Source organism: Chryseobacterium sp. R2ACT005 (assembly GCF_049949215.1).
In the GTDB taxonomy this organism is placed as follows: domain Bacteria; phylum Bacteroidota; class Bacteroidia; order Flavobacteriales; family Weeksellaceae; genus Chryseobacterium.
In genome coordinates, this window is record NZ_CP188192.1 from 907,324 (window position 1) to 919,555 (window position 12,232).

A 12,232-nucleotide genomic window follows, 5' to 3' on the forward strand; every position below is an offset into this window, starting at 1 on the left:
ATCTCCCTGCTTCCTTTCTTCCATCTTCTCACATCCTCTCATTTTCAAGAATTTTCAGAACCAGCCTTTCCTCTTTTGTCAGATCAGCTTTTCCATCATTTTCTTCTATAATTTCCAGTTCGTCAAGGTATTTTTTGATGGTATTGTTTTCGTAAAGATTAATAACTAAAGGATGAACATAATATTTTCTGCAGACAGCCGAGGTATTTCCTAAGTTTTCTGCAACGATCTCCAGGGCTTCTTTTACTTTCTTTTTATATTGAGTATCATTTTCTGCATACCCGATCTCTTTAAAAGCGATCAGAGCACTTACCGTTCCAGACCAGGTCCTGAAATCCTTAGCCGTAAAATCTTCGCCGCTGATCTCTTTTATATAGTCATTCACCATACCTGAATCCACAGAATGGCGGTTTCCTTCATCATCAAAATATTGAAAAAGTTCCTTTCCCGGAATATCTTTACATTTCTGAATAAGTCTTGCCAGCCTCTTACTTCTAAGGTCAACGTTATGCATAATGCCTTTTTTGCCTTTAAAAGAGAACGTAATTTTCTGTCCTTTTACCTTGACATGCTTATCCTTTAAAGTAGTCAGTCCAAAAGAACCGTACAGTTTTTCATAAATAGTATTACCAATACGGATATTGGTTCTTTGCATAAGGCTCACAATTAAAGCCAGAATTTTTCGCTTTTCAAAATTTCTCAAAGCAAGATCCTGTTCTATATTCAGCCGCATTTCCGGTAACGCATATCCGAACTGAAGCATTCTGTAAAATTTCGTATGATTTCTTAAAGCGCTCCAAAGAGGGTGGTAGCGGTATTGTTTTCTTTTTTTGATGTCAAAGCCTGTTGCCTGAAGATGCCCGTTGTCAAGGGCGCAGATCCATACATTTTCCCAGGCAGGCGGAAGTACCAGGCTGTTGATTCTTGTAATTTCTTCCTTATCCTTGATCTTTTCACCGTCTTTATAATAGGAATATTTCTTTCCTGTTTTCTTACGGGTAATTCCGGCGGTCTCTGCATCGGTGGCATATACAAGATGTACCGCCTTTGCAGAAGCTTCCGGGTCCTTCATTATTTTAACAATTTTTGAAGGCTTAAGGTGAGAAATCATCTCCAGATCTGTATTCTTCTCCATAAAGCATGGTTAAGAGTTTTTACCCCTCGAAAAAATCAGTAAAAGAATCCCTACTATTATACAGACTAAGAGAATTCCCCACCACATTCCTGCCTTAAAAATTGTTTCTACTGCTTCACAACTTGTTAGTGTCAACAAACTTAATATCATAATACTGTAAAAGCTCCACTTTTTCATAACCATATATTTTGTTGAGGTGTTAGATTCTGAGTCGGTCAGCCCTCCATTTTTTTATAGACCGTTTAATTTCATCTCCTGAGATGTTTTCGTGAAGAGCTCTGTATAAAAGCTCTTTGAACTCATCGTCATAGGTAAATCTCAATGCAGCAATCTGATCAAATCTTAGTTTTTCAACAGTTTCATCCGATCTTTTATTGAAGATTTCAAAATACCGCTGTTGAAATTCCAGAATTACCATTCGGTTTTGAAGCCCCAATGCATAATGCTGCCGCGTCATAAACGCCAGATAAAAAAGCAGAAAAATCACAATAGAAAATAAAATCCAGATCAGCTGATTTCCAGGATCATCCCAGATTTTATAAATTCCGAAAATCTCTAACAGGATGAGTAAAGGAAGGTAAATAAAATGATGAGGTGGATAAAACTTCCTGTGGTTATTGTAGTTCTGCTGTTTCATGGAGTTGAATACAGCAATAATCTTTCCAAAAATTTATTATTTTGATAATGTGGTAGTTTTTTTTAGATGAAAATGATTTGTTTTATCAAATATGTTTAAGGTTTTAATGTTTTTAAATTATAAATTTATTCCCAATCCATTTACATGTATTAAGTGTCAGAAAGCTTAAATATACTTTTCAAACACAAGGATTGTCATTTAAAAAACAGAATATTAAAAAAGATTTTGTGACTTTAGAGGGTAAATAATCAATGTCTTTTAATACAAAAACATATAAAATTAAACTGCAGATCTCTTCAAAAAGAATTCGGGATAAAATAACAGATTATTAAGTAAAATAGCCGTTAGATTTCAGCTCCAACTTCAAATTTTTCGTAACTTTCGGTGTTTAAAAAAGAAAAGAATGACTTCAAAGGAAAAAGTTGCTGCGCTTCGTGAAGAAATGCAGAAAAATAATGTTGATGCATTTATAGTATATTCTGCAGACCCGCATATGAGCGAATACCTTCCCGAAGAATGGCAGGAGAGAGCTTGGTTGTCAGGTTTCTTAGGTTCTGCTGGTTTTGTGGTAGTTACCAAAGACAAAGCCGGACTTTGGACAGACGGAAGATACTTTACACAAGCTGCTATCGAGCTGGATGGTTCAGGTATTGATCTTTTCAAAGACGGTATGGAAGGAACTCCCAACTATATCGACTGGATTATTTCAGAAATCCCTTCAGGAGGTAAAGTGGCTGTAAATGCTTTAGCAGCCTCTAATGCAAACTGGGAACTGCTTTCTCAGAAATTTAATTCAAAAAATATTACGCTGGTAGATTTTCCGCTTTTAAAAGAAGTTTGGAAAGAAAGAGGAACGCCATCTGCTAACCCTATTTTCGTACATCCGGTAGAAAGAGCGGGAAAATCCGTCTCTGATAAAATTGCTGCCATCCGTCAGAAAATGGAAGATCAGGAAGCTACCGTACATATCATATCAAGTCTGGATGACGTAGCATGGACGGCTAACCTGAGAGGAAGTGATGTAGAAAGCAATCCTGTGTTTTTAGGATATATTGTGATTACTAAAAACGATGCTGTTCTATTTACAGGATTAGAAAAAATGGAAGTAGGAGCAAGAAAACAAATGGATGATTCCTTTGTGAAGATGATGCCTTACGAAGAATTCTACAATTACCTGAAGACCTTTAAAAATGAAAAAGTACTGGTTTCTCCAAACAGCAATCAACAGATTTTTGAAACTTTAAAAACTGACAACCAGTTTATCAAAGCTCCGGTTCCTGGTAATTTGATGAAAGCCCAGAAAAACGAAGCTGAGCTGGAAGGGTTCAGAAAAGTAATGGTAAGAGATGGAGTCGCTATGGTAAAATTCCTTTATTGGTTAACTCACAATGCAGGAAAAGAAACGATGAATGAATATTCTATCGGACAGAAACTAAGAGGATTCCGTGCAGAAGGTGAAAATTTTGTCGGAGAAAGCTTCGGTTCTATCGTGGGATATAAAGATAATGGTGCCATCATGCATTATTCTGCCAAAAAAGAAGGAAGCAAAGACGTAACCAATGAGGAAACAATCCTGGTAGATTCAGGAGGTCAGTATCTTGAAGGAACTACAGATATTACAAGAACTTTTGCCTTAGGAACACCTTCGGATGAGTTTAAAAGAAATTCAACATTGGTATTACAGGGATTGATCCGTTTATCAATGGTAAAATTCCCAAAAGGAACAAAAGGAGTGCACCTTGATGCTATCGCAAGACTTCCTTTATGGATGGAAGGTAAAGACTTCAACCACGGAACAGGACATGGTGTAGGAAGCTTCATGAATGTACACGAAGGACCCCAAAACATCAGAAAAGACCTGAACCCTCAGGAACTTCTTCCGGGAATGGTATGTTCAAACGAACCTGGATATTACCTTGAAGGACATTATGGAATCCGTCATGAAAACCTGATCGCAGTAAAAGAAGCAGAAAAAACAATTCACGGAACATTCTATGAATTTGAAACCTTAACATTCTGCCCGTTCTTCAAAGATACTGTAGTGAAAGAAATCCTTTCAGAAAGTGAAATCGCATGGTTGAATGGTTACCATAAAACGTGTGAAGCAAAGCTCGCTCCTTATTTGGAAGGAGAAGTTAAAGACTGGTTCCTGCAATTGGTAAGCCCTCTTTAATAAAGATTAGTCAGGGTTTAAAGTTAATGAAATCATCACTTTATATCTTGAGCTTTAAACATTAAACAAAAGAATTGTTAGATAAACCAAAGTCCTGTAAGGTATTTCCTGCAGGGCTTTTCTTTTTGTACAACCGTATTTTTACGGATATAATTCTAGGGATTCTACTGATTGATAAAAAACGGCGTTGACCTATCTTTGTCCCAACAAAACATCATTCATATCTTCATAAATAACTCAAGTAAATTCAAAACGGTAAATCATCTCGTCCTGAGGTGATTTTTTTTGTTCTCAATTGAAACTTGCATGGCTATACATTCGCTTAAAAAGGATCAATGAAATTGATCTCAGCTTTGCTCACTTAAAATAAAATCTTAGAAAAAATGAAAACTTTGCGTTTATAAAGCATGTTGCATTCATCTTTTATCTATTTTCGTGATTCATTAAAATACCCTTATTTTTAAGAATGATGATACAGGATTATTTTCGAAGCTTTAATCTGTTTTCAGAGAACGAAATTGAAGAGTTTCTACAACTTTTCGAAATCCGTAAGCTGAATAAAAATGACTTTTTCGTACAGGAAGGCGAGCGGTGTAGAGAAGTAGCTTTCATAAACTCCGGAATTTTCCGGTCTTTCTATACTTCCGGTGACGGAAAAGATATGACTTATTGTTTCAAGTTTCCGAGTACGATGATTGCGGCTTATTCATCATTTATTTCAGGATGTCTCAGTAAAGAAAGTATTCAGGCTATTACCGATGTAGAATTATTGATCCTGAAAAAAGAAAAAATGGATATTCTGGTTCAGGATGCACTGAACTGGACCCAGTTTTTAAAAATTATTGCTGAACAGGAATATCTTGAACTGGAAAGAAGATTTTTTCAGCTTCAGAGAGACAGTGCGAGCCAAAGGTATGCAGCACTTCTTGAAAATTATCCTGATTATATTCAGAAAATTCCATTACAGTATTTATCTTCTTACCTGGGAATTACACAGCGGCATTTGAGTCGTATCAGAAAGGAAGTTTCTTTTTAGACATTTGTCCTGTTCATTGAAATGGGAGCGCTATACTTTTGTCAAAAAAAGTTATGGAGCAAAATATTTTAATCATTGGAGGAAATGGATTGGTTGGAAAAACTATTTCCCGCATTATGAAATCAAGAAACCCTCATCTTACCATTTTTATTGGAGGAAGAAAAGGTGGACAAACGGATAAAGACCTGAGAATCGACGTTACAGATCCTGCTTCTTTTAAGGTTATTCTGGAAAAAAAAATAAACCTCATCATTCTTTCTGTGAATGATAGAGAAGATCATATACTTCGTTTTGCGATTGCTCATCATATAGATTATCTGGATATCACCAAGCCTACTCCGGCCTTGGTAAAAGCTTATGCTATTGCCGGAAAAGCAGACGTGAACAGCAGAATTGTTTTCAGTTCAGGATGGATGGGCGGAATTGTACCGGGATTGGTCAATACTCTTTCCAGTTCAGATGATATTAAGGAAGTAAAGGTATTTGTTTATTATTCGGTAAAAGATCTGGCAGGAGAGAGTTCAGCTCATTTTATGGCAGAAAACGTAGCCGTTCCTTTTGTACATTATAAGAATGACAGACCTGTCTCTATCAGACACTTTCTGGATACGGAACCTTTTAAGTTCTCTTTTGGAATAGGAGAGAGAAAGGCTTACAATTTTGATGTACCAGATCTTTATATTCTTAATAAGGTGGAACGAATTCCCGGAGTAAGTGTAAAAATGACCTATAATTCTAAATTCATTACATGGCTGCTGGGATCCTTTCAGTACCTTAGAATTTTTAATATTTTATCATTAAAAGAAAGAAAAATGATTTTTGGATCCAGTGGAAACGGAGATCAGTCTGTGTTTGAAATTGTGGTAAAAGATAAAGAAGGTCAGAAGAAACTGAGCTTACGAAGTATGAAAGGACAGGCAGAACTTACTGCTTTATCTGCTGTTCTGCATACCGAAGAACTGTTGAGAAATCCCCATGAAAATAATGTGTATTTCAGCCATCAGCTGCATGAGCCTTTATCATTAATGACACAGCTTCATAGCTATGAAACCATCAATATCAATATCACACAATGAAAAAAATAGCAATTATCAACGGGCATCCCAATAAAGATTCTTTCAACTTTGGCGTGGCAGAAGCTTACAGTGCAGGAGCTGCAGAAACAGGCGCAGAAGTAAAGGAAATTGTTATAAGAGATTTAAACTTTAATCCTAATCTGCAGTTTGGATACCAGAAAAGAATGGAACTGGAACCGGATCTGATGAAAGCATGGGAGATTATTCGGTGGGCTGACCATTTGGTGTGGGTACATCCTGTCTGGTGGGGAGGATTTCCAGCTTTGATGAAAGGATTTATAGACCGCCTTTTCTTACCGGGAATGGCTTATAAATACCGGGAGAATTCTGTGTGGTGGGATAAACTTTTAAAAGGTAAAACGGCACATATAATTACCACTTTAGATCAGCCGGGCTGGTATTACCGTTTGTTTTTTGGCAGACCCAGCGTGAATCAGCTTAAAAAATCCATATTGGAATATTGCGGTGTAAAACCTGTAAAACTGACCTATATCGGGATCATCCGGAATTCTAAAGATGAACAAAGGGTTCAATGGTTAAGAAAAGTGAAGGAATTAGGGAGGAAACAGAAATAATCTATAAATTTTAAGATGTAGAGTTGATGATAACTTTATCCGGTAATAATTGATTTTTTATTACCGGATAAAGGTTTCACTGTTAAAGTAAAAATACTGCTGTTTTGCCATTTTACAATCCTTTTTTCCCCTCAATCCAGTATGCCTGTGATTTTATACATTTGGGAGAAACTCCTCTGGCCTTAAGAAACTTCCTGATCAGAGACATTCTTTCTCCGTTTCCGGTGAGGTAGAAAACAGCATCATCATTATAAATAGCTTCTTTTTCCTCCCTCAGAAAATCATTCAGCGCTTCAATCATCCTCATGGTATTGTTTTTGGGGCTGTGATAGCCATATAAATTCAGTTTTTCAAGAGCAGAACATTCTTCCAGTTCATGAAGGCAGATGAATAAAGAACCATTTTCTTCCACGGCTTCTTTGATCGAAAGTGAACTTCCCAGTGAAGTTTCGTCACCCACAGAAAAATGAATTTTTGCGTTGGGAGCAAAGAATTGTTTTCCTCTGGGCATTAAAAGCTTTATAGAATCTCCGGCAGAAAGCTGGGTAACAAAATGGCTTCCGGCAGCAGATGTATCATGAAGGTGAAATAGAACATCAAAAGTGCCGGCCTCCTGGTTGAAATTGAAGGGAGAATAATTCCGGAAATCGCGGCCATTGATTCTTATCGCTATTGCATACGCAGGTTCGTAAGAAACATCCTGTAAGTCAGCCTGAAAACGGACAAGACGAAGATCATTCGTAATTTTTTCTATCTGGATAACCGTACAGTCTTTAAATTTTGAGGACCAGACATTTTCTACAGTGTCGTTGATCCATTTTGGTAAACTCGGCATAAATCATTTTTATTGCAAAGGACGTTGCAAAATCAGAAAATACCGATAGCTGTTTCGGGGGAATAATTGGACTATTCGTGGTTAGTGTTTGTTTTGATGCAGATTCCGGAATTCTGATGGAGATTGGTCTTCCAGTTTGGAAAATAAACGGCTGAAATAAGTATGGTCACTATATCCCAGTTCATAAGCGATCTCTTTTACACTTAGGCTCGTAAAGACCAGCAATCTTTTAGCTTCAATTAAAATCTCCTGATGAATCCAGTGTTGTGCAGGTTTTCCGGTTGCTTCCCGGACAGCCTCCGTCAAATATCCTCTTGTGATATTTAAAATTTCCGCATATTCGGATGGACTTTTCGAGGTTTTGAAATCCTTTCGAACCAAGCTTCTGAACGTTCTCGATAACTGTAAAGCCCGGTTTTCACTGGAAGCAGGAGGTAGATTCTTCTGGGAATAAATCAAGGCAAACATACCCAGGAATGCATTAAGCAATGAATGAACAACCAGAAATCCTTCTTTGGAGGAAAGCATCTCGTTTGTATAAGAGGCATGAAGCATACTGGCTGTTGTGGTTATTTTTTTAATGAGTTTTTTATCAATAAGCAGTGGCTGTATTTCACCCAGAGATTCATCAAAAAAAACACGTACCGTATCAGGAACAAGTTCCGCTTTTACAGCTACAAACCATCCGCAAACGTCTTTCATCAAAAGTCCCTGATGGACCTGCCCCGGCAATACACAGAAAATACCGGAATCTTTTGATTCAATTGTTTTAAAATCTACCATCATTTTTACATGACCGCTTTCCATACAGGTGAAAATGTAATGACTGTCCCGGTGTATTCCTTTGTCTAAAAGAATATCTTCAGCATCCTGAGTCCGTTTATCCATTCTTTTAACATGGAATCTGTGGTGAGAAATGCCGTTTAAATCGTAAGTAGGAATAGTCTGTTTCATCTGTAAGCCAGTTGTGATGAGGATAAATACGCAACCGTAAAATTACGTATTTTCACGGTTTTACATCCGGAATATTAATCTCAAATTCGCGGTGCATAATGATAATATTTTCTTTAGATCAGATTTTATATGAATATACAACGGGATTCGGAACAGAAAGAAACCTGTTCCGGATTTTATTTTGCTTTTGAAAATGCCATTTTTATCGCTAAATAGGTTAACACGCTGGCCATAAACCATTTCTGAATCTTTATCCAGACCGGATTATTGGAAAAGAATAAGGCAACTCTTGCAGCAGTTAATACAATGATAAAGTTAATGCTGAAGCTGATCAGAACCTGAATCACTCCAAGTTCAAGGCTCTGCGTGAATACGGAACCATACTCAGGTTTGATGAACTGAGGAAAGAAAGACAGGTAAAAGACAGCCACTTTCGGATTTAATATATTTGTTAAAAAACCAATGGTAAAAAGCTTTTTGGGACTGTCATGAGCAACATTCTTATCAACATCAAAAATATTCCTGCTTTTTGGTTTTACAGCCTGATAGGCCAGATATAAAAGATAGACCGTTCCCAGGGCTTTAAGAACGGTATAAGCCAATGGAACAGCCAGCAAAACTGCAGTCAGACCAAAAGATACCATGATAATGTGGAACAAAAACCCGCACACTACTCCGGCCAAGGAAATAAATCCGGACTTTTTCCCTTGTGTTATAGACTTTGAAATCAGGTAAATCATATTAGGACCGGGACTGATCACTAAGATGAGTGCAGCCAGGATGAAAAATATAAGTTCGTGAAATGGAATCATTGACAGTAGTTATTTAAACGGGAGTATTCCCGGCACAAAGATACAGACTGTCCCTGATCCGATATTATAAAAAATTGCAGAAATATTAATTTTTACTCAATTAAATTTTATTTTCCACTTGAATGTGATTTAAAATAAATAGCAGTCTGTTTTTTTTGTAAATTTCAACACATAAAATAATTATCATTCACAAATAAATAGTATCATGACTACTGAAAACATCTTTGAAGCCATCAGAAAATGGAAAAATCTTATTGATTCTTATAAAAACGGAATTGATACAAATGGGGCAGAAATTTTGAATTTTTTAAATCAGGGAACTCATTTCAGTGTTTCAGGTGACGAAATTGAACAATGGAAACAGAATCTTGGAACTGTAGAATTGAAGACAATTCATGCGTATGTAGGTATTCATGAGAAGCAGCTGAAATTTTTTCTGATTGATTCTAAAAGTGATAAGGATGCCGATTTTAGTACCATCATTATTAAAGAATTTTCAAGCAAATTTCCTGAAGAGAAGATGGAGAGCAGCAATGACCGAGAAGTGACCTCACCTCCGATTACGTCTGAATCAGCCATTAACCGTAATTTCAGATGGAACATGTTCGGTACATCATGGATACAGGCTCAGAAAACAGAAGCTATTTTTCAGCTGATTTCAATTCCGTTTTCAGATTATGATAAAATGGGAATTACAGGAGGACAAACCTGTACCAGTTTCTTTGGACTTACCGATGATCTGGAGAAAAAAGATCCGGAGTTTCCTTATCATATCGAAATTATTACAGTGAAAAGCCTTGCGATTAATCATATGAGTGAGACTGCAGAAAATTATTCTACTCCAAGACCTCCTTTTACCGTTGATACTCTTAATGATTATCAACTTTTGAAGCAAAGCACCAGTGTTTTCGTATAACAGTTTATCCCTGTATTTACAAATTATTATTAACCTGGTCTTATGTACAGGACTGATTGTATTGGTAAGAGAAGGGATAAAAACAAAACTTCCTGTGATTATACTTCTCTCAGGAGAATTCATGCTGGAGCTGACGGACTTGGCGGACCGGCTGATGAAATTAAATACACTCAATATTTACAACTATATATTGAGCCAGTTTTTTGGCTTAATGATTCTTACTGTGATTTATAGCCACTACTACATCCGGCTTTCCCGTGAGGTAAGGTGGATGATCTATGGTTATGCAATATTGGTACTGATTATTAATGTGTTGTGTTTGCAGGATAATACACAGGTTACTTTTTATTCCAATATTATCACCAGTATTATTATTTGTAGTTATGCCGCCTCTTATTTTATGAAGATCATAAGGGAAGGAAAGGCAGATCGGGATATGTTTATCGTGAACGTCATTGTTTTCCTGCTTTTTTCTATTGAATGCATCATATCCACGACCTTTAATTTTTTAATCAGCAACCATCTGAGTTGGGTAGCACCTATCTGGCTTTTTAGAGGCATCTTGCTATTGTCTTTTTATATTGCTTTTATTAATCTGGGATGTGGCGTTGGGAAAATCAGGATCAGATAGTTCTGTGGATATGGATCGGTATTGGACTATTTTTTTTAACAACGTTATTCATTACGTTATTGGTTATTAATTATTTGAAAAGTATAAAGAAAAATAAAAAGAAAGTCTCTCAGCTGGTCCGGAATACAAAAAAGGAATATTGGGAGAATACGCTGCTTTTACAGGAACAGGACAGGGAACGTCTGGCAGAAGAACTTCATGATAATATTATCTCACAGTTGAATCTCATCCGTCTGAATCTTACGGATAAAAACCCGGAAGAGCTTAATCGCGATTTAAAAAAATCCATGCAGCTGATAAGGGAATTGTCTCATAATCTTACACCGCCGGATCTTGATGAAGTTGAGCTGGAAGATTTGATTGCAGACTATCTTGAACAGATTAATAAAAATATAGAAGTCATTTTCCGCCATATTACGATAAGAGCTCCGATCAGCAGTCCGGTAAAACTGAACCTTTTCAGAATTGTTCAGGAACTGATCACCAATATTCTCAAACATGCTGGAGCTACCAGAGTAGATGTATCCCTGAGAATATCTCTAAACTATCTGATGCTGACCATAGAAGATAACGGGAGAGGTTTTATCATGGAACCCCACTCAGGAGGTATAGGATTGAGGAATATTCAGTCAAGAGCACAAAAAATTCAAGCTATTTATAAACTTAAAACTCAGCCCGAAAAAGGCACAAAATTCATAGCCTGTATGGCCATACAATAAAATAAACATGGAACACACAAAAATTAAAATCGGAATTGTAGATGATGACCTGCTGTTTGTACAGCTTTTGAAAAAATATATTGATCATAATGGAGAGTATCAGGTTATGCTGACCTCAACAGGCGGCTATCAATTTCTCACCGAGGATTCCGGATCTTTAGATATTCTGATTCTGGACCTGAGAATGACGAATGGTGACGGCCTTGAAGTAATGTCCGAACTGGCCAAAAGAGAAACGGAGACAAAAATCATTGTTCTTTCCAGTTTTTACCGCCGTTCATTTATGGGACAAATGCTGAAAATGGGAGCCCATGCTTTTTTACCCAAAGAAATTGAATTAGAAGAATTATTGGCCGTCATCAAAACCGTTCACCATACGGGACATTACTTTTCCAATGATCAGATTGATGTCATGAGAAGCCAGCTTTCCAATAAGCTTCCGGAGTTTCATGCTTTTTCTAAGAATGAGCTTACCGATAGAGAAGTGGATGTTCTGCGGCTGGTTTGTCAGCAGCTCAGCACTAAGGAAATAGCTGATTCTCTTTTTATTTCTCCCAAAACTGTAGAAACCCATAAAACCAACCTGATGATCAAAACAGGAGTGAAAAATATGGCCGGTCTCGTTATTTACGCAGTGCAGAATCAGGTTATAGATCCGAACGAAATCGTATTATTTGATAAATAGTTTTATCCAAAAAAAGAATCAGGGAGTACATGAATGCACTCCCTGATA

13 protein-coding genes are annotated in these 12,232 nt (G+C 36.9%); 8 read left to right on the plus strand and 5 right to left on the minus strand.

Annotation, left to right across the window (positions count from 1 at the left end):
* Positions 1 to 28: 28 nt before the first annotated feature.
* Positions 29 to 1,135 carry a DNA topoisomerase IB gene (locus tag ACPF63_RS04255; protein ID WP_426482087.1) on the minus strand — a complete coding sequence of 369 codons (1,107 nt, stop codon included), beginning with the start codon at positions 1,133 to 1,135 and terminating at the stop codon, positions 29 to 31.
* A 199-nt stretch (positions 1,136 to 1,334) separates the two neighbouring features.
* A complete protein-coding gene (locus ACPF63_RS04260) occupies positions 1,335 to 1,772 on the minus strand; it encodes a DUF6526 family protein (protein ID WP_426482088.1) in 438 nt (145 codons plus the stop codon).
* A 403-nt stretch (positions 1,773 to 2,175) separates the two neighbouring features.
* Between ACPF63_RS04260 and ACPF63_RS04265 the strand changes: the two genes are divergently transcribed.
* The 4 genes from ACPF63_RS04265 (at position 2,176) to ACPF63_RS04280 (ending at position 6,632) form a co-directional block, all read left to right on the plus strand.
* A complete protein-coding gene (locus ACPF63_RS04265) occupies positions 2,176 to 3,945 on the plus strand; it encodes an aminopeptidase P family protein (protein ID WP_426482089.1) in 1,770 nt (589 codons plus the stop codon).
* A gap of 469 nt (positions 3,946 to 4,414) precedes the next feature.
* Positions 4,415 to 4,981 carry a Crp/Fnr family transcriptional regulator gene (locus ACPF63_RS04270; protein WP_077418739.1) on the plus strand — a complete coding sequence of 189 codons (567 nt, stop codon included), beginning with the start codon at positions 4,415 to 4,417 and terminating at the stop codon, positions 4,979 to 4,981.
* Between the two features lie 53 nt (positions 4,982 to 5,034).
* Positions 5,035 to 6,057, plus strand: coding sequence for a saccharopine dehydrogenase (locus ACPF63_RS04275; RefSeq protein ID WP_426482090.1), 1,023 nt, complete (start codon positions 5,035 to 5,037; stop codon positions 6,055 to 6,057).
* On the plus strand, positions 6,054 to 6,632 hold the full coding sequence (locus tag ACPF63_RS04280; protein WP_426482091.1) for an NAD(P)H-dependent oxidoreductase: 579 nt from the start codon (positions 6,054 to 6,056) through the stop codon (positions 6,630 to 6,632). The genes ACPF63_RS04275 and ACPF63_RS04280 overlap by 4 nt, the downstream gene beginning before the upstream one ends.
* A gap of 112 nt (positions 6,633 to 6,744) precedes the next feature.
* Here the strand turns inward: ACPF63_RS04280 and ACPF63_RS04285 are convergent, their stop codons facing one another.
* The 3 genes from ACPF63_RS04285 to ACPF63_RS04295 all read right to left on the minus strand — a co-directional run bounded on the left by ACPF63_RS04285 (position 6,745) and on the right by ACPF63_RS04295 (position 9,233).
* On the minus strand, positions 6,745 to 7,467 hold the full coding sequence (locus ACPF63_RS04285; protein WP_426482092.1) for a siderophore-interacting protein: 723 nt from the start codon (positions 7,465 to 7,467) through the stop codon (positions 6,745 to 6,747).
* 81 nt (positions 7,468 to 7,548) lie between these two features.
* Positions 7,549 to 8,421: a helix-turn-helix domain-containing protein gene (locus tag ACPF63_RS04290; RefSeq protein ID WP_426482093.1), complete on the minus strand. Its 873-nt coding sequence runs from the start codon at positions 8,419 to 8,421 to the stop codon at positions 7,549 to 7,551.
* 176 nt (positions 8,422 to 8,597) lie between these two features.
* Positions 8,598 to 9,233 carry a LysE family translocator gene (locus tag ACPF63_RS04295; RefSeq protein WP_426482094.1) on the minus strand — a complete coding sequence of 212 codons (636 nt, stop codon included), beginning with the start codon at positions 9,231 to 9,233 and terminating at the stop codon, positions 8,598 to 8,600.
* A gap of 205 nt (positions 9,234 to 9,438) precedes the next feature.
* Between ACPF63_RS04295 and ACPF63_RS04300 the strand changes: the two genes are divergently transcribed.
* From ACPF63_RS04300 to ACPF63_RS04315, 4 genes are all read left to right on the plus strand, one after another.
* Positions 9,439 to 10,149: a hypothetical protein gene (locus ACPF63_RS04300; protein WP_426482095.1), complete on the plus strand. Its 711-nt coding sequence runs from the start codon at positions 9,439 to 9,441 to the stop codon at positions 10,147 to 10,149.
* Between the two features lie 94 nt (positions 10,150 to 10,243).
* Positions 10,244 to 10,780, plus strand: a complete 537-nt coding sequence (locus ACPF63_RS04305; protein ID WP_426482096.1) for a hypothetical protein — start codon at positions 10,244 to 10,246, stop codon at positions 10,778 to 10,780.
* Positions 10,781 to 10,854: 74 nt separating this feature from the next.
* Entirely contained in the window at positions 10,855 to 11,499 is a 645-nt protein-coding gene (locus ACPF63_RS04310) for a sensor histidine kinase (RefSeq protein ID WP_426482097.1), read from the plus strand.
* 7 nt (positions 11,500 to 11,506) lie between these two features.
* Positions 11,507 to 12,184 (plus strand): response regulator transcription factor, encoded by a 678-nt coding sequence (locus tag ACPF63_RS04315; protein ID WP_426482098.1) that lies wholly within the window; start codon positions 11,507 to 11,509, stop codon positions 12,182 to 12,184.
* Positions 12,185 to 12,232: the final 48 nt, after the last annotated feature.